Below are 17671 nucleotides of genomic sequence, written 5' to 3'. Positions count from 1 at the left end.
GTGGGGAAACCCACTCTTTCGTGTTACTGTCTATGTTTTATCTACGTAGATAGGTAAAAGATTTCTGTCGTATATACATATTTTGTTACAAGTTTTACTTCTTAAATTTGGTAATACTAAGACAGATAATCCCTGCTGAACAGCAGGGGCTTTTGTTAGCTAACGAGAAAGAATAAGATAGACCGTTTTTAAATTGGCGGGGTCTTCTTCTTTTAAATGGTACATGACGGCAGGAAGGAGGCTGTTTATGGATAAGAAAGTCACAGAAGTTGTAGAAGCATTTGCGCAGCCGATCGTTGAAGAGTTAAATCTTGAACTTGTAGATGTAGAGTATGTGAAAGAAGGACAAGACTGGTTCTTACGCGTATTCATCGATTCTGAAAAGGGAGTCGACATTGAAGAATGCGGTGCGGTAAGTGAACGTTTAAGCGAAGCTTTAGATAAAGAGGACCCAATTCCTCATCTTTACTTTTTGGATGTATCATCTCCTGGAGCGGAACGCCCATTAAAGAAAGAAAAAGACTTCCAGCAAGCGGTAGGAAAACAAGTGGCAATTAAAACATATGAGCCGATTGATGGTGAAAAGATGTTTGAAGGAAAGCTGCTTTCTTACGATGGTACAACAATAACATTATTATTAACAATTAAAACACGTAAAAAAGAAATCCAAATTTCGATGGATAAAGTCGCAAATGCGCGACTTGCTGTTACGTTTTAGTTAGAAGGGGGATCTTCATGAGCACTGAGTTATTAGATGCTTTGCTCGTATTAGAATCTGAAAAAGGCATTAGCAAAGACATTATTATTGATGCGATTGAAGCAGCTTTAATCTCTGCTTATAAGCGCAATTTTAATCAAGCACAAAACGTTCGTGTGAGCTTTAACCCAGAAGTGGGAACAATTCAAGTTTTAGCACGTAAAGACGTAGTAGACAATGTGTTTGATCCACGTCTTGAAATTTCTGTAGAGGAAGCAAGACAAATTAATCCAAACTATCAAGATGGTGACGTACTAGAAATTGAAGTAACACCAAAAGACTTTGGTCGTATTGCAGCACAAACTGCAAAACAAGTTGTAACACAACGAGTGCGTGAAGCAGAGCGCGGTGTTATTTACTCTGAGTTTAGTGACCGTGAAGAAGATATTATGGTAGGTATTGTACAACGTCAAGATGCTCGTTTCATCTATGTAAGCTTAGGAAAAGTAGAAGCTTTATTACCTGTAAGTGAGCAAATGCCTAATGAGCAATACAAACCACATGATCGTATTCGCGTATTCATTACGAAAGTAGAAAAAACGACAAAAGGACCACAAATTTACGTATCACGTACACATCCTGGTCTTTTAAAACGTTTATTCGAAATGGAAGTTCCTGAAATCTATGATGGAACTGTAGAAATTCGTTCTGTAGCACGTGAAGCTGGCGATCGCTCTAAGATCTCTGTATATGCAGAGAACACTGATGTTGATCCAGTTGGTTCTTGTGTAGGACCAAAAGGGCAACGTGTACAACGCATTGTAGACGAATTAAAAGGTGAAAAAATTGACATCGTTCGCTGGTCAAATGATCCAGTTGAATATGTTGCAAATGCATTAAGCCCATCACAAGTTGTTAAAGTACTTGTAGATGAAGAAGAAAAAGCGACAACAGTAGTTGTTCCAGACCACCAGCTATCATTAGCTATCGGTAAGCGTGGACAAAATGCACGTCTTGCAGCTAAATTAACAGGCTGGAAAATTGACATTAAGAGTGAGTCTGATGCGAAACAACTTGGTATTGTAACAGAAGAAGATAGCGTAATCGCATTTGGATTCGATTCAGTGGAAGACGAAATCGAATAGAGGTGATGAGTATGAGCAATCGAAAAGTTCCGTTACGAAAATGTGTTGCAACGCAAGAAATGAAATCAAAACGAGAGCTCGTTCGCATTGTTCGTTCCAAAGAGGGAGAAGTGTCCATTGATTTAACTGGGAAAAAATCAGGACGAGGTGCTTACTTGTCGAAGGACAAGGAGAGCATTCTTCAAGCTCAAAAGAAAAATGTTTTGGAACATCATCTAAAAGCGAAAATCGACGGTTCTTTATATGAAGAGCTTCTTGAGCTTGTTGAGAAGGAGTCGAAATAAGTGTCCGATTGGAAATCGTTTTTAGGACTAGCAAACCGGGCTCGGAAAATTATTTCGGGTGAAGAACTCGTTTTAAAAGAAGTACGAAGTGGCAAAGCAAAACTTGTATTGCTATCTGAAGATGCGTCAGTAAATACTACAAAACGCATCACAGATAAAACTACGTACTACAACGTACCAATGAGAAAGGTCGAAAATCGACAACAATTAGGGCATGCGATTGGGAGAGATGAGCGAGTCGTTGTAGCTGTGTTAGATGAAGGCTTTGCGAAAAAGCTGCGTAGCATGCTCGATACAAATTACCGGGGGTGAAGGTATGAGTAAAATTCGAGTGCATGAATATGCAAAAAAACATAATATCTCAAGTAAAGATCTTATGACAAAACTAAAAGAAATGAATATCGAGGTTTCGAATCATATGACAATGTTAGACGATGAAGTAGTAAATAAATTAGATAATGAATATCAAACTGAAAAACCTTCTGTTGCAGATGAGTTTGAAGTAGAAGAAAAAGTTGTTCGCAGTAAAAAGAACAGCAATAAGAAAAAGAAAAAAGGCAAAGGGAACGAAGACAAACGTCAAGAGAACTTTGCTGGTAGACAACAAACTCAAATTGTAGAAACACCAGATAAAATTACTTTCTCTGGAAGCCTTACAGTAGGAGATCTTGCTAAAAAATTAAGCAAAGAGCCATCTGAAATTATTAAGAAGCTCTTCATGCTTGGAATTATGGCAACAATTAACCAAGACTTGGATAAAGATACAATTGAGTTAATTGCTAACGACTACGGTATTGAAGTAGAAGAAGAAGTAATTGTGAGCGAGACTGAGTTTGAAACATTCATTGATGAGCAAGATGATGAAGAGAACTTAAAAGAACGTCCAGCTGTAGTTACAATCATGGGACACGTTGACCACGGTAAAACAACATTACTGGATTCTATTCGTAACTCAAAAGTAACTGCAGGCGAAGCGGGTGGAATTACTCAGCATATCGGTGCATATCAAGTTGAAGTAAACGATAAGAAGATTACATTCTTAGATACACCTGGTCACGCAGCATTTACAACGATGCGTGCTCGTGGTGCACAAGTAACGGATATTACAATCCTTGTTGTTGCAGCGGATGACGGTGTTATGCCACAAACGGTTGAAGCAATTAACCATGCGAAGGCAGCAGGAGTACCAATTATTGTTGCTGTGAATAAAATGGATAAACCAGCTGCAAACCCTGATCGCGTAATGCAAGAACTAACAGAATATGAATTAGTTCCAGAAGCTTGGGGCGGAGATACTATTTTCGTACCAATTTCTGCAATTCAAGGCGAAGGCATTGACAACTTACTAGAAATGATCCTTCTTGTAAGTGAAGTAGAAGAATATAAAGCAAATCCAAACCGCTATGCAACTGGTACAGTAATCGAAGCACAGCTTGATAAAGGTAAAGGAACTATCGCGACATTACTTGTTCAAAACGGTACGCTTCGAGTTGGAGATCCAATCGTTGTTGGAACTTCATTCGGACGTGTTCGTGCAATGGTAAGTGATATTGGTCGTCGTGTAAAAGTTGCTGGTCCATCAACTCCTGTTGAAATTACTGGTTTAAACGAAGTACCACAGGCTGGAGATCGTTTCATGGCATTCGCTGATGAGAAGAAAGCTCGTCAAATTGGTGAATCACGTGCACAAGAAGCTTTAGTTGCACAACGTGGTGAGAAATCTAAATTAAGCCTTGAAGATTTATTCCAACAAATCCAAGAGGGCGATGTAAAAGAAATTAACTTAATCGTAAAAGCAGACGTACAAGGTTCTGTTGAAGCGATGGCAGCATCACTTCGTAAAATTGATGTTGAAGGTGTAAAAGTTAAAATCATTCACACTGGTGTAGGTGCGATTACAGAATCTGATATCATTTTAGCTTCTGCATCTAATGCAATTGTAATTGGATTTAACGTACGTCCAGATGTGAACGCGAAGCGTACAGCTGAATTAGAGAACGTTGATATTCGTTTACACCGTATTATTTATAAAGTAATCGAAGAGATTGAAGCAGCGATGCAAGGTATGCTTGATCCAGAATTCGAAGAAAAAGTAATCGGTCAAGCAGAAGTTCGTCAAACGTTTAAAGTAACAAAAGTTGGAACAATCGCAGGTTGTTACGTAACAGACGGTAAAATTACGCGTGATAGTGGCGTACGTATTATCCGTGACGGCGTAGTAATTTTTGAAGGACAACTTGATACGTTAAAACGTTTCAAAGACGACGTAAAAGAAGTTGCACAAAACTATGAGTGTGGTATTACAATTGAGAGATATAATGATCTTAAAGAAGGGGACATCATTGAAGCGTACATTATGGAAGAAGTGAAGCGATGATTATCGCTTCACTCTCATTCGAGTGTATGATTTACGATGTGCATTCTTTAAAAGAGAAACGTGCAATTTTACAACGTGTGTTAACTCGTGTGAAACAGCGCTATAATGTAGCTGTTTCTGAAGTTGGGCATCAAGATGTATGGCAACGTACAGAAATTGCAATTGTTTCCGTATCCTCAAATCGTGTTATCTGTGAAAAAGAAATGAATCGTGTACTTGAGTACATCGATTCATTTCCTGAAATTGAACGTACAATAACACATTTGGAATGGTATTGAATGAGGTGAAGAGTTATGAAATTACGTGCGAACCGTGTGGGCGAGCAAATGAAAAAAGAATTAGGCGATATTATCAGTCGTAAAATTAAAGACCCACGTATTGGATTTGTTACAGTAACAGATGTACAAGTGAGTGGTGATTTACAAATTGCTAAAGTATATATTTCTGTTTTAGGTGACGAAGAACAGAAAGAAAATACTTTAAAAGGTTTAGCGAAGGCAAAAGGCTTTATTCGTTCAGAAATTGGCCAACGTATTCGTCTTCGTAAAACACCGGAAATTACCTTTGAGTTTGATGAGTCTATCGGATATGGTCATCGAATTGATACACTTTTACATGAAATTAATAAAGACGGTAAACGTGAAGAATAATGGATAGACATTTGTCTATCCATTTTTTCAATGCAAAATAAGTTTTGGATATTTAATACGAAAGAATTATGATGAGGTGAACATATATGGAAGGTGTAGTATTATTACATAAGCCAAAAGGCATGACATCACATGATTGTGTATTTAAATTAAGAAAGATATTGCGAGAAAAGAGAATTGGTCATACGGGAACATTAGATCCAGATGTAACAGGAGTATTACCTATTTGTGTGGGACGAGCAACGAAAATTGCACAATTTTTAACAAGTGAAACGAAAACATATGAAGGTGAAGTAACATTAGGGTTTTCGACGACAACTGAAGACGCTTCTGGTGAGGTTGTTGAAACGAAAAATGTAGATCGTACTATTACTCGTATGGAAGTAGAGAAAGCCCTTGCGGAATTAACAGGCACGATTGAACAAATGCCACCAATGTTCTCGGCTGTAAAAGTAAACGGGAAAAAATTATATGAATATGCAAGAGCAGGACAAGAGGTGGAACGTCCAGTTCGTACAATTACAATTCATGAATTCGTATTACTTGATGATCGTGAAGTTTTTGAAGGTGAAAATATTTCATTCCGTTTCCGTGTAACGTGTAGTAAAGGAACATATGTAAGAACATTAGCTGTAATGATCGGGGAGAAACTTGGTTTCCCATCACATATGTCTCACCTTGTAAGAACGGCATCTGGTGAATTTTTATTAGAAGATTGCATATCATTTGAAGAAATTGAAGAAAACGTGCAAAATGGAACAGTAGAGTCTATCTTCATTTCAATTGATGAAGCATTAAGTAAGTTTCCAAAAATGGTTGTAGATGAAAAGCAAGCAGAGAAAATAAAGAATGGTATGTTCTTAAAGAATGAATTAGAAATAACAGCACCATTTATTACAGTGTTTGATAAAAATGATCGTTGCTTAGCAATTTATGAACATCATCCGAAACATCCTGGCATGTTAAAGCCGATGAAAGTACTTGTGAATAATCAAGAACTAAAGCTATAATGAATTATTGGAAGGATTATTACAGAAAAAGGTGAATTCAAGCGTGAAACTTATTCATTTAACTCATCCACATGAACAAAATAAATTAGAATTACCACCTACTGTAATGGCATTAGGATTTTTTGATGGCATTCATTTAGGACATCAATGTGTAATTCGAACTGCGAAAAAAATAGCGGACGAACGAGGATATAAAAGTGCAGTTATGACATTTCATCCTCATCCATCTGTTGTTTTAGGGAAAAAGGATGCGCATGTGGAGTATATTACACCAATGCGCGATAAAGAAAAAATAGTCGAAAGCTTAGGAATCGATATATTATATGTGATTAAATTTGATGAATCATTTGCAGGGTTATTACCGCAACAATTTGTAGATGATTATATTATTGGTTTAAATGTAAAGCATGTAGTAGCAGGGTTTGATTATTCATATGGACGTTTAGGAAAAGGAAAGATGGAGACTTTACCATTTCATGCAAGAGGGGAGTTTACACAGACTGTGATTGAAAAAGTTGAATTTCAAGAAGAGAAAGTAAGTTCTACAGCATTACGAAAGTTAATTCGAAATGGCGAAATGGAGCAAATTCCATCTATTTTAGGTAGAGCCTATACTGTAGCGGGAACAGTTATACACGGCGACAAACGTGGGCGTCAAATTGGTTTTCCAACAGCTAATGTAGGTTTAAGTGATGAGTATTTATTGCCACCTGTAGGTGTTTATGCAGTGAGATTAAAAGTTCACGATGAATGGTACGATGGTGTATGTAATATTGGATATAAACCGACTTTTAAAGAAGATGAGCGTCAATTATCAATTGAAGTGCACTTATTTGAATTTAACAAAGATATATACGATCAAAATGTTACAGTAGAGTGGCATATGCGTATAAGAGCAGAAAAGAAATTCAACGGTATTGATGAGTTAGTTGAACAAATCGCAAAAGATAAGAAAACAGCACAAGAATATTTTATGAGCGAAAAGAATATACTTGCTTTTTCAAATGAAAAGTAGTATTCTATGTTATGTACTTTATGACAACCATTGCTTGGCATTGCGACTCACCGACGCTTGCTAGGTAATTGGGGGTTTAATTAATAGGAGGTGAAATAGGATGGCTTTAACACAAGAACGTAAAAATGAAATCATTGCACAATTTAGAACTCATGAGACTGATACTGGTTCTCCAGAGGTTCAAATTGCTGTCCTAACGGAGCAAATTAACACTCTAAACGAGCACTTACGTACTCACAAGAAAGATCATCATTCACGTCGTGGTCTATTAAAGATGGTTGGTAAACGTCGTAACTTACTAACTTACCTTCGTAATAGCGATATCACACGTTACCGTGAATTAATCACAAAGCTTGGCTTACGTCGATAGTCAAAGAAGCGGGAATATTCCCGCTTTTTTGTTAGGTAAAAATATATCTTCTACGCTTTATAGCTTACTTAATTTTAGGCAATACTAGAGGTAGAATATTGTGATATACTATCCATTTACATAGAAGAATTGAATACTTTAAATTGAGAGGGGTACTTAAATGAGTCAAGAAAAGCAAGTCTTCTCGATAGATTTAGCTGGTCGCCAGCTAACAGTTGAAACTGGTCAGCTTGCAAAACAAGCGAACGGAGCAGTATTAGTAAGATATGGCGATACAGCGGTTCTATCTACAGCAACTGCATCAAAAGAAGCAAAAAATGTAGATTTCTTCCCACTTACAGTAAACTATGAAGAGCGTTTATATGCAGTCGGAAAAATTCCTGGCGGTTTTATTAAGCGTGAAGGTCGTCCAAGTGAAAAAGCAATTTTGGCAAGTCGTTTAATCGACCGTCCAATTCGTCCGCTATTCGCAGATGGCTTCCGTAACGAAGTACAAGTTGTCAGCATTGTAATGAGTGTTGATCAAGATTGTTCTTCTGAAATGGCAGCTATGCTTGGTTCTTCATTAGCGTTATCGATTTCAGATATTCCATTTGAAGGTCCAATCGCTGGTGCGACAGTTGGCCGTATTAATGGCGAATTCGTTATTAACCCAACAGTAGAACAGCAAGAACAAAGTGATATCCACTTAGTTGTAGCTGGTACGAAAGATGCGATTAACATGGTTGAAGCAGGAGCAGATCAAGTACCTGAAGAAACAATGTTAGAAGCAATTATGTTTGGTCATGACGAAATTAAACGTCTAATTGCATTCCAAGAAGAGATTGTACAAGCTGTAGGTAAAGAGAAATCAGAAGTGAAACTTTATGAAGTTGACGCTGATCTTAACCAAGCTGTACGTGAAATGGCTGAAGAAGATATGCATTCAGCAATTCAAGTACATGAGAAACATGCACGTGAAGATGCAATTAACGAAGTGAAAAAGCGTGTTATTGAGCATTACGAAGCGCAGGAAGCTGACGCTGATACATTAGGACAAGTAAATGAGATTTTATATAAAATTGTAAAAGAAGAAGTACGTCGTCTTATTACAGTTGAAAAAATCCGTCCAGATGGCCGTAAAGGTGACGAAATCCGTCCATTAGCATCAGAGGTTGGTATTTTATCTCGTACACACGGTTCTGGTTTGTTCACTCGTGGACAAACACAAGCATTAAGTATTTGTACATTAGGTGCATTAGGCGATGTGCAAATTTTAGATGGTCTTGGCGTAGAAGAATCAAAACGTTTTATGCACCATTACAATTTCCCATCATTTAGTGTTGGTGAAACAAGACCAATGCGTGGACCAGGTCGTCGTGAAATCGGTCACGGTGCACTAGGAGAACGCGCACTTGAGCCTGTAATTCCATCTGAAAAAGATTTCCCATACACAGTACGTCTTGTATCTGAAGTTTTAGAATCAAATGGTTCTACTTCACAAGCAAGTATTTGTGGTAGTACTTTAGCAATGATGGATGCTGGTGTTCCACTTAAAGCTCCAGTTGCAGGTATTGCAATGGGTCTAGTTAAAACTGGTGAGCATTACACAATTTTATCTGATATTCAAGGTATGGAAGATCATTTAGGTGATATGGACTTTAAAGTAGCAGGTACAGCACAAGGTGTAACTGCACTACAAATGGACATTAAAATCGATGGTCTATCTCGTGAAATTTTAGAAGAGGCATTACAACAAGCGAAAGTTGGTCGTGTGCACATTCTAAATCATATGTTATCTGTTATTCCAGAGCCACGCACTGAATTATCAGCGTACGCTCCAAAGATTATTACAATGACAATTAATCCAGATAAAATCCGTGACGTTATCGGACCGAGCGGTAAACAAATCAATAAAATTATTGAAGAAACTGGCGTTAAAATTGACATCGAGCAAGATGGCACAGTATTCATTTCTTCAATAAACCAAGAAATGAACGACAAAGCTAAGAAAATTATCGAAGATATCGTTCGCGAAGTACAAGTAGGTGAAATCTACGAAGGAAAAGTGAAACGTGTTGAGAAATTCGGTGCTTTCGTTGAATTATTCAGCGGTAAAGATGGATTAGTTCACATTTCTGAACTTGCACTTGAGCGTGTAGGTAAAGTAGAAGACGTTGTAAAAATCGGTGACGTAATTACGGTTAAAGTTATCGAGATTGACAAGCAAGGTCGCGTAAATCTATCTAGAAAAGTATTGCTAAAAGAAGAGCAAGAAAAAGAAGCTGCTAAAGAAGAAAACAAACAAGAGCAGCAATAAGTAAAAGCCAGTTTAACTGGCTTTTTTTGTTATGTAAAAAACATGATGTTCAATATATTTTTATGTCGGTATAGGTATAGTTTTCATTATAACGCTCAAATTAACAAAGATAAGAAGAAAATGTTTTTATATAGTTAATTTGGGAGGGTTTATATGAAAGTTCGTATATTGGCATACATATGTATATTTTCTTTATATGTCAGTTTAGGCTCTTATTCTGTTTTTGCGCAAGATAACTTGCATGAAGAAATTCAAAAGCATGCAAAACAGTATGAGATTGCACCTCAAAATGCGATGATTGATAAAATATGGAAGGCAACACCTGGATATAATGGAAGACAAGTGGATATTGAAGCATCGTATAATAATATGAAGAAGCTAAAGGAATTTGATCAAAAATATCTTGAATTCAAAGAAGTCTCACCGAGTGTTCATTTAGAAGATTTATCACCAGCTCCAATTTATAGAGGGCATCCAAATAAAAAGATGGTAGGATTAACAATAAATGTGGCATGGGGAAATGAGTATTTGCCTCGCATATTAGAGATATTGAAAAAGCATGATGTGAAGGCCACTTTCTTTTTAGAAGGACGTTGGGTGAAAGAAAATTTGCGATTTGCAAAAATGATTGTCGATGCAAAACAAGAAGTTGGAAATCACTCATACACACATCCAAATATGAAAACGTTATCGTCTGATGAAATACGAGAGCAGTTACAAAAAACAAATCGAATGATAGAAGTAGTAACGAATCAAAAAGTAAGATGGTTTGCCCCGCCGAGTGGAAGTTTTCGAGATGAAGTCGTAAAGATTGCAGATGATTTTCAAATGGGAACGATTATGTGGACTGTAGATACGATTGATTGGAAGCGACCTGAGCCGGATGTACTATTGCAGAGAGTAATGAGAAAAATACATCCAGGTGCTATCATATTAATGCATCCTACTTCGTCTACAGCAGAGGCTTTAGATATAATGATTACAAAATTGAAGGAACAAGGATATAAAGTGGGGAATATAACTGAATTACTGGATGAAAAACGTGTGGATTAAATACATTTGCATGACATTCATCCTTAAACTTGTTATCATTAAATAATAGCGTTTTATTTAGAGAAACTGGCAGTAGGAGGAAAGTTTTTGATTAAAAAATATACTTGTAAAAATGGTGTAAGAATAGTTATGGAGAATATACCAACTGTAAGATCGGTTGCAATTGGTATTTGGATCCATGCGGGATCAAGAAATGAAAATGAAAAAAATAATGGGATTTCTCACTTTTTAGAGCATATGTTCTTTAAAGGGACAGAAACACGTAGTGCACGAGAGATTGCAGAATCATTTGATAGCATTGGTGGTCAAGTGAATGCATTTACTTCAAAAGAATATACATGTTACTATGCAAAAGTATTAGATGAGCATGCTAAATATGCTTTAGATGTTTTAGCAGATATGTTCTTTAATTCAACATTTGATGAGGAAGAACTGAAAAAAGAGAAGAATGTCGTATGTGAAGAAATTAAAATGTACGAAGATGCTCCAGATGATATTGTGCATGATATGTTAACGAAAGCAACATATGAAACGCATCCACTTGGATATCCTATTTTAGGAACAGAAGAAACGCTTAATACGTTTACAGGTGATACGTTACGTCAATATATAAAAGATCATTATACACCTGAAAATGTAGTTGTATCAATCGCAGGAAATATTGATGAAGCATTTTTACAAACAGTGGAGCAATATTTCGGTAGTTATGAAGGAACAACAAACCGTGAACAAGTACATAGCCCAATTTTCCATTTCAATAAGGTAGCCCGTAAAAAAGAAACGGAACAAGCTCATTTATGTCTAGGATATAAAGGCTTACAAATGGGACACGAAGATATTTATAACTTAATTGTATTAAATAATGTTTTAGGCGGTAGCATGAGTAGCCGTTTATTCCAAGAAGTACGTGAGCAACGTGGATTAGCTTACTCAGTATTTTCTTACCACTCTTCTTATGAAGATACAGGCATGTTAACACTTTACGGTGGAACAGGTAGCCAACAATTAGATATATTGTATGAAACAATGCAAGAAACATTAGAGACATTGAAAAATACAGGTATTACAGAAAAAGAGCTTATGAATAGTAAAGAGCAATTAAAAGGAAACTTAATGTTAAGTTTAGAAAGTACAAATAGCCGTATGAGCCGTAACGGTAAAAATGAATTGCTTCTTCGTAAACATCGTTCACTTGATGAGATTATTGAAAGTGTAAACACTGTAACAAAAGAAAATGTGGACGGATTAATTCGCAATATGTTTACTGACGAGTTCTCTGCGGCACTTATTAGTCCAGACGGAAAACTTCCAAAAGGAATAAAACTATAATCAATTTTTACGATGTATAAAAAATAACCTTCTCTCTTTTTAAATGAGAGAAGGTTATTTTTTTTATACATATAGAATAGGTACTAATTATAGACAATGCAAATGAAAAATTCATTAGGGGAGTGGAGTGTGTATGCGATTAAGTGAATTAAGTGGTAAAGAGGTTGTAGATATAGAAAAAGCGGAAAAAATGGGAGTCTTAGGTTATATGGATTTAGAGATTAATGAGAAAGACGGGCAAATACAAACACTTATAATACCTGTAGGGAAGTGGGGAGGTTTTAAAAAGGAACCACAAGAAGTAAGGGTGGCATGGAGTCAAATAAAGAAAGTCGGACACGATATGCTTCTTTGTGATAGTATAGATCGTTCAAATTCGGAGTGAAGGATGGCCATTTTGGTCATCTTTTTTTGTATCTACATAGAAACCTGATAAATCATATGTGCATTTGGATTTTCAATCACCATAAACTCGTACATTACATATGATGTGGAGGAAAAAGAAAAAGTAGGCACTTTTCTTATAAATGACAGAAAAAGAAGGTGAATTAGGGAATGTTGACTGAGATGCATATTGCTGTCATAGGAGGAGATGCAAGGCAGCTAGAAGTAATTCGTAAGCTAGTTGAATTGGATGCGAAACTTTCTTTGATAGGTTTTGATCAGTTAGATCATGGTTTCACAGGGGCAGCAAAAGAAAGTATACAAAATTTAGATTTCACTTCTGTAGACGCAATTATTTTGCCGGTTGCCGGTACAAATGCCAAAGGAGAAGTAGATACTATTTTTTCAAATGAAAAAGTTTCAATAACGAAAGAACAAATTGAAAATACACCAGAACACTTTACTATATATTCAGGTATTGGTACACCTTACTTGGAAAATCTCGTATCTACTACGAACCGAAAACTTGTTAAATTATTTGATCGTGATGATGTAGCAATATACAATTCTATTCCAACGGTAGAAGGTACATTAATGATGGTAATTCAACATACCGACTATACAATTCATGGGTCCAATGTAATGGTTCTAGGATTTGGTAGAACAGGAATGAGTGTTGCGAGAGCATTTCAATCATTAGGAGCCCATGTCAAAGTTGGAGCAAGACGATCTGAACATATTGCACGTATTACAGAAATGATGTTTTCTCCTTTTCATATGCAAGACATAGAGAAAGAAGTAGGAAATATTGATATTGTAATTAATACGATTCCGCACCTCGTTGTAACAGCGAATGTTATTGCAAAAATGCCAGCTCATACGTTAGTGATTGATTTAGCTTCTAAACCAGGCGGTACCGACTTTAGATATGCGGAAAAAAGAGGAGTCAAAGCATTGCTAGCACCTGGATTACCAGGTATTGTTGCCCCAAAAACGGCTGGGCAAATCTTAGCAAATGTTCTTTCTCAGTTATTAGCAGCAGATGCAATCGCAAAGGAGGAGGAAAAGAAATGAGTTTGAAGGGGAAACGAATTGGTTTCGGATTTACAGGTTCACATTGTACGTATGAGGAAGTTATGCCGCACTTAGAAAAATTAATTGCTGAAGGAGCAGAAGTACGTCCTGTTGTTTCATACACTGTTCAATCAACAAATACTAGATTTGGAGAAGGAGCAGAGTGGATTAAGAAGATTGAAGAAATAACAGGTTTTAAAGCAATTAATTCAATTGTTGGAGCAGAGCCACTTGGACCTAAAATTCCATTAGACTGCATGGTAATCGCTCCTTTAACAGGAAATTCTATGAGTAAATTTGCAAATGCAATGACAGATTCTCCAGTACTAATGGCAGCAAAAGCGACGCTAAGAAATGGCAAGCCTGTCGTATTGGCGGTTTCGACGAATGATGCTTTAGGGTTAAATGGGGTAAATCTCATGCGCCTAATGGCAACAAAAAACATCTACTTCGTTCCGTTCGGTCAAGATGCGCCAGAGAAAAAACCGAACTCAATGGTAGCTCGTATGGAGTTACTGGAAGATACAGTATTAGAAGCGCTGCAAGGAAAGCAATTGCAACCGGTGGTCGTAGAAAAATTCAGATATATGAATTAAAAAACGAAAAAAAACGGACAATTTTTGATGAAACCATCATTCTTACTGTAGAATATGATAAAATTAACGTTATTAAGATTAGAAGGGGTATTGTATACTCCTTCTGATTCTAAGTTATAGAAGGATTGGTATCTAGAAAGGGGCATAGTGATGGAAAAGCAAAAAACTTTTCATGTCGCTGTAGTTGGAGCAACCGGCGCAGTTGGTGAACAAATGTTAAATACTTTAGAGAAACGAGAATTTCCAATCGGGAAATTAACGTTACTTTCATCTAAACGATCTGCAGGTAAGAAACTTGTATTTAAAGGCGAAGAATTTACAGTTCAAGAGGCAACTCCTGAAAGCTTTGAAGGAGTAGATATTGCACTATTTAGTGCTGGTGGATCTGTATCGAAACAATTAGCGCCAGAAGCAGCAAAACGCGGTGCGATTGTTGTTGATAATACAAGTGCATTCCGTATGACAGAAAACGTGCCACTTGTTGTACCTGAAGTAAATGAAAACGACTTAAAAGAACATAATGGTATTATTGCAAATCCAAACTGTTCTACAATTCAAATGGTAGTAGCTCTTGAGCCAGTTCGTCAGCAATATGGTTTAAAACGAGTAATCGTTTCCACATATCAAGCTGTATCAGGTGCTGGTGCGGCAGCTATTGAAGAACTGCATGAACAATCACAAGCAATCTTAAATGGCGAAGAAGTTAAGGCAAATGTTCTTCCTGTATCAGGTGATAAGAAGCATTTCCCAATTGCTTTTAATGCGATTCCACAGATTGATAAATTCCAAGATAATGGATTTACGTTTGAAGAAATGAAAATGATTAACGAAACGAAAAAAATTATGCATATGCCTGAATTAGAAGTAGCGGCAACATGTGTACGTTTACCAGTTGTATCAGGACACTCTGAGTCTGTTTACATCGAAGTAGAAAAAGAAGGCGTAACAGTAGCAGAATTAAAGAGCTTACTTGCAAATGCGGAAGGTATTGTTCTACAAGATAATCCAGAAGAGCAGTTATATCCAATGCCAGCTACTGCAGTAGGTAAAAACGAAGTATTCGTTGGAAGAATCCGTAAAGATTTAAATAACGATAAAGGATTCCATCTTTGGGTCGTATCTGATAACTTATTAAAAGGCGCTGCATGGAATTCTGTTCAAATTGCAGAGCGCTTAGTAAAATTACAATTAGTGTAAACGGCTAAGAGAAGGTGCAAAATATGAAAATAATTGTTCAAAAATTTGGTGGCACATCAGTACGTGATGACAATGGACGTAAGCATGCGCTTCATCATATAAAAAAATCATTAGCTGCTGGTTATAAAGTAGTTACTGTCGTATCTGCTATGGGCCGTAAAGGTGAACCATATGCAACGGATACGTTATTAAGTCTTGTAAATCAAGAGGAATCTACTATTTCTAAGCGTGAGCAAGATTTATTATTATCGTGTGGAGAGTTAATCTCTGCAATTGTTTTCTCTAATATGTTGAATGAGAACGGTATAAAAGCAGCAGCATTAAATGGTGCACAAGCTGGTTTTGTAACGAATGATGACTTTACGAATGCAAAGATTATTGAAATGAATTGCGATCGTATACATGAAGAGTTAGAAAATGTAGATGTAATCGTCGTTACAGGATTCCAGGGACAAACGAAAAAAGGTGATACGACAACACTTGGACGCGGAGGTAGTGATACTTCAGCTTCAGCATTAGGTGTTGCACTTCATGCTGAATACATCGATATATTCACTGATGTAGAAGGTGTTATGACTGCGGATCCTCGTATTGTAAAAGATGCACGTCATCTTCAAACTGTAACGTATAACGAAATTTGTAACATGGCTTATCAAGGTGCGAAAGTCGTTCATCCACGTGCAGTTGAAATTGCGATGCATGCAAAAGTGCCACTTCGTGTACGTTCTACGTATTCTGATAGTGAAGGTACGCTTATTTCAGCATATGACGGTGCTACAAGAGGTCGTGATGTAGAAGAACGTCCTGTTACAGGCATTGCCCACGTATCAAACGTAACGCAAATTAAAGTGCTTGCAAAAGAAACGGCATATGATTTGCAACAACATGTGTTTAAAGAGATGGCGAACGAAGGAATAAGTGTTGATTTAATTAATATTTCACCTACTGGCGTAGCATATACGGTGAGTGATAATGTATCAAGTCATGCAGTTAAATTATTACAGAACCTTGGATATGAGCCAATTGTGACAGAACATTGTGCGAAAGTATCTATCGTTGGGGCTGGAATGGCAGGATACCCAGGGGTTACTGCGAAAATCGTTACAGCTTTAGCGGAAAAAGGTATTCAAATCCTGCAATCGGCAGATAGTCATACAACAATTTGGGTTCTTGTAAAAGAAACTGATTTAGTGGAGGCTGTAAATGCATTACATAGTGCGTTTGAGCTTTCAAAAGAAAAGCAACTGGAACAATAAGGAGTGAGACCATGATAGATTTTGGGACAATTGCAACCGCGATGGTAACACCGTTTGATATAAACGGGAATATCGATTTTGCAAAGACAACGAAATTGGTAAATTATTTAATTGATAACGGTACAACAGCAATCGTGGTAGGAGGAACGACAGGAGAATCTCCTACATTAACTTCAGAAGAGAAAGTAGCGTTATATCGCCATGTCGTATCTGTTGTCGATAAAAGAGTGCCCGTAATCGCTGGAACAGGTAGCAATAATACGCATGCTTCTATTGACTTAACTAAAAAGGCAACAGAAGTTGGTGTGGATGCAGTAATGCTAGTAGCACCGTATTATAACAAACCGAGTCAAGAAGGAATGTATCAGCATTTTAAAGCAATTGCTGAAAGCACGCCGCTTCCGGTTATGCTATATAACGTTCCAGGACGATCTATTGTACAAATCTCCGTTGATACAGTTGTTCGTTTATCAGAAATAGAAAACATTGTTGCTATTAAAGATGCCGGCGGCGATGTGTTAACAATGACAGAAATCATTGAAAAAACAGCGGACGACTTTGCGGTATACAGCGGTGATGACGGTTTAACGTTACCAGCTATGGCAGTTGGAGCGAAAGGTATCGTTTCGGTAGCCTCTCATGTTATCGGAAACGAAATGCAAGAAATGATTACAGCATTTCAAGCAGGAGAATTTAAGAAGGCACAAAAATTACATCAATTACTTGTAAGAGTAACTGATTCATTATTTATGGCGCCAAGTCCAACTCCAGTAAAAACAGCGTTACAAATGGTTGGATTAGATGTAGGTTCTGTACGTTTACCACTTCTTCCATTAACAGAAGAAGAAAGAGTAACGTTACAATCTGTAATGCAATCTATCCCTCGTTAATAAAAAATGACCTAGTGTAGAACTAGGTCATTTTTTATTATATGC

Annotated in this window: 19 protein-coding genes; all 19 read left to right on the top strand. The window is 37.0% G+C overall.

Annotation, left to right across the window (positions count from 1 at the left end; translation table 11 throughout):
- Positions 1-247: 247 nt before the first annotated feature.
- The 19 genes from rimP (at position 248) to dapA (ending at position 17626) form a co-directional block, all read left to right on the top strand.
- Complete coding sequence (gene rimP / locus DN399_RS18690) at positions 248-718, top strand: ribosome maturation factor RimP (RefSeq protein ID WP_000359096.1); 471 nt, start codon at positions 248-250, stop codon at positions 716-718.
- A 17-nt stretch (positions 719-735) separates the two neighbouring features.
- Positions 736-1842 carry a transcription termination factor NusA gene (gene nusA / locus DN399_RS18685; protein ID WP_000102604.1) on the top strand — a complete coding sequence of 369 codons (1107 nt, stop codon included), beginning with the start codon at positions 736-738 and terminating at the stop codon, positions 1840-1842.
- Positions 1843-1853: 11 nt separating this feature from the next.
- The gene (rnpM, locus tag DN399_RS18680) at positions 1854-2126 is read left to right on the top strand and encodes an RNase P modulator RnpM (RefSeq protein WP_000071127.1); all 273 of its coding nucleotides are present in this window, start codon (positions 1854-1856) and stop codon (positions 2124-2126) included.
- Positions 2127-2438 carry a YlxQ family RNA-binding protein gene (locus DN399_RS18675; protein WP_001286523.1) on the top strand — a complete coding sequence of 104 codons (312 nt, stop codon included), beginning with the start codon at positions 2127-2129 and terminating at the stop codon, positions 2436-2438. It abuts the gene before it with no gap.
- Between the two features lie 4 nt (positions 2439-2442).
- Positions 2443-4503: a translation initiation factor IF-2 gene (gene infB / locus DN399_RS18670; protein ID WP_000036343.1), complete on the top strand. Its 2061-nt coding sequence runs from the start codon at positions 2443-2445 to the stop codon at positions 4501-4503.
- Positions 4500-4781, top strand: coding sequence for a DUF503 domain-containing protein (locus DN399_RS18665; protein ID WP_000582363.1), 282 nt, complete (start codon positions 4500-4502; stop codon positions 4779-4781). The genes infB and DN399_RS18665 overlap by 4 nt, the downstream gene beginning before the upstream one ends.
- A 15-nt stretch (positions 4782-4796) precedes the next feature.
- The gene (gene rbfA / locus DN399_RS18660) at positions 4797-5153 is read left to right on the top strand and encodes a 30S ribosome-binding factor RbfA (RefSeq protein WP_000776437.1); all 357 of its coding nucleotides are present in this window, start codon (positions 4797-4799) and stop codon (positions 5151-5153) included.
- An 86-nt stretch (positions 5154-5239) separates the two neighbouring features.
- Positions 5240-6163: a tRNA pseudouridine(55) synthase TruB gene (truB, locus tag DN399_RS18655; RefSeq protein ID WP_000399350.1), complete on the top strand. Its 924-nt coding sequence runs from the start codon at positions 5240-5242 to the stop codon at positions 6161-6163.
- 43 nt (positions 6164-6206) lie between these two features.
- Positions 6207-7178, top strand: coding sequence for a bifunctional riboflavin kinase/FAD synthetase (gene ribF, locus DN399_RS18650; protein ID WP_000766706.1), 972 nt, complete (start codon positions 6207-6209; stop codon positions 7176-7178).
- A 100-nt stretch (positions 7179-7278) separates the two neighbouring features.
- On the top strand, positions 7279-7548 hold the full coding sequence (gene rpsO, locus DN399_RS18645) for a 30S ribosomal protein S15 (RefSeq protein ID WP_001229392.1): 270 nt from the start codon (positions 7279-7281) through the stop codon (positions 7546-7548).
- A 160-nt stretch (positions 7549-7708) separates the two neighbouring features.
- Positions 7709-9847 (top strand): polyribonucleotide nucleotidyltransferase, encoded by a 2139-nt coding sequence (pnp, locus tag DN399_RS18640; RefSeq protein WP_000076737.1) that lies wholly within the window; start codon positions 7709-7711, stop codon positions 9845-9847.
- A gap of 153 nt (positions 9848-10000) precedes the next feature.
- Positions 10001-10900: a polysaccharide deacetylase family protein gene (locus DN399_RS18635; RefSeq protein ID WP_000868224.1), complete on the top strand. Its 900-nt coding sequence runs from the start codon at positions 10001-10003 to the stop codon at positions 10898-10900.
- A gap of 87 nt (positions 10901-10987) precedes the next feature.
- The gene (locus DN399_RS18630) at positions 10988-12229 is read left to right on the top strand and encodes a M16 family metallopeptidase (RefSeq protein ID WP_149149891.1); all 1242 of its coding nucleotides are present in this window, start codon (positions 10988-10990) and stop codon (positions 12227-12229) included.
- Positions 12230-12362: 133 nt separating this feature from the next.
- Positions 12363-12614: a YlmC/YmxH family sporulation protein gene (locus tag DN399_RS18625; protein ID WP_001239759.1), complete on the top strand. Its 252-nt coding sequence runs from the start codon at positions 12363-12365 to the stop codon at positions 12612-12614.
- Between the two features lie 170 nt (positions 12615-12784).
- Positions 12785-13687, top strand: a complete 903-nt coding sequence (gene dpaA / locus DN399_RS18620; protein WP_000954735.1) for a dipicolinic acid synthetase subunit A — start codon at positions 12785-12787, stop codon at positions 13685-13687.
- The gene (dpaB, locus tag DN399_RS18615; RefSeq protein ID WP_000053596.1) at positions 13684-14283 is read left to right on the top strand and encodes a dipicolinate synthase subunit B; all 600 of its coding nucleotides are present in this window, start codon (positions 13684-13686) and stop codon (positions 14281-14283) included. The genes dpaA and dpaB overlap by 4 nt, the downstream gene beginning before the upstream one ends.
- Before the next feature lie 150 nt (positions 14284-14433).
- Positions 14434-15480, top strand: a complete 1047-nt coding sequence (gene asd, locus DN399_RS18610) for an aspartate-semialdehyde dehydrogenase (RefSeq protein WP_000414846.1) — start codon at positions 14434-14436, stop codon at positions 15478-15480.
- 23 nt (positions 15481-15503) lie between these two features.
- A complete protein-coding gene (gene dapG / locus DN399_RS18605) occupies positions 15504-16736 on the top strand; it encodes an aspartate kinase (protein ID WP_000692451.1) in 1233 nt (410 codons plus the stop codon).
- Between the two features lie 11 nt (positions 16737-16747).
- Entirely contained in the window at positions 16748-17626 is an 879-nt protein-coding gene (gene dapA / locus DN399_RS18600) for a 4-hydroxy-tetrahydrodipicolinate synthase (protein ID WP_000564763.1), read from the top strand.
- The last annotated feature ends 45 nt before the right edge of the window (positions 17627-17671 follow it).

The sequence above is a fragment of the Bacillus sp. AR4-2 genome (assembly GCF_008274865.1).
Taxonomy (GTDB): Bacteria; Bacillota; Bacilli; order Bacillales; family Bacillaceae_G; genus Bacillus_A; species Bacillus_A cereus.
This window is presented reverse-complemented; position numbering and strand designations above follow the sequence as displayed.

What these genes read in the sequence shown, in the direction of transcription:
- truB (WP_000399350.1), top strand. Translation starts at nt 5,240, where the DNA reads ATGGAAGGTGTAGTATTATTACATAAGCCAAAAGGCATGACATCACAT.
- DN399_RS18665 (WP_000582363.1), top strand. Translation starts at nt 4,500, where the DNA reads ATGATTATCGCTTCACTCTCATTCGAGTGTATGATTTACGATGTGCAT.
- rbfA (WP_000776437.1), top strand. Translation starts at nt 4,797, where the DNA reads ATGAAATTACGTGCGAACCGTGTGGGCGAGCAAATGAAAAAAGAATTA.
- DN399_RS18625 (WP_001239759.1), top strand. Translation starts at nt 12,363, where the DNA reads ATGCGATTAAGTGAATTAAGTGGTAAAGAGGTTGTAGATATAGAAAAA.
- rpsO (WP_001229392.1), top strand. Translation starts at nt 7,279, where the DNA reads ATGGCTTTAACACAAGAACGTAAAAATGAAATCATTGCACAATTTAGA.
- dapG (WP_000692451.1), top strand. Translation starts at nt 15,504, where the DNA reads ATGAAAATAATTGTTCAAAAATTTGGTGGCACATCAGTACGTGATGAC.
- dapA (WP_000564763.1), top strand. Translation starts at nt 16,748, where the DNA reads ATGATAGATTTTGGGACAATTGCAACCGCGATGGTAACACCGTTTGAT.
- rnpM (WP_000071127.1), top strand. Translation starts at nt 1,854, where the DNA reads ATGAGCAATCGAAAAGTTCCGTTACGAAAATGTGTTGCAACGCAAGAA.
- dpaA (WP_000954735.1), top strand. Translation starts at nt 12,785, where the DNA reads ATGTTGACTGAGATGCATATTGCTGTCATAGGAGGAGATGCAAGGCAG.
- rimP (WP_000359096.1), top strand. Translation starts at nt 248, where the DNA reads ATGGATAAGAAAGTCACAGAAGTTGTAGAAGCATTTGCGCAGCCGATC.
- infB (WP_000036343.1), top strand. Translation starts at nt 2,443, where the DNA reads ATGAGTAAAATTCGAGTGCATGAATATGCAAAAAAACATAATATCTCA.
- pnp (WP_000076737.1), top strand. Translation starts at nt 7,709, where the DNA reads ATGAGTCAAGAAAAGCAAGTCTTCTCGATAGATTTAGCTGGTCGCCAG.
- nusA (WP_000102604.1), top strand. Translation starts at nt 736, where the DNA reads ATGAGCACTGAGTTATTAGATGCTTTGCTCGTATTAGAATCTGAAAAA.
- DN399_RS18635 (WP_000868224.1), top strand. Translation starts at nt 10,001, where the DNA reads ATGAAAGTTCGTATATTGGCATACATATGTATATTTTCTTTATATGTC.
- asd (WP_000414846.1), top strand. Translation starts at nt 14,434, where the DNA reads ATGGAAAAGCAAAAAACTTTTCATGTCGCTGTAGTTGGAGCAACCGGC.
- dpaB (WP_000053596.1), top strand. Translation starts at nt 13,684, where the DNA reads ATGAGTTTGAAGGGGAAACGAATTGGTTTCGGATTTACAGGTTCACAT.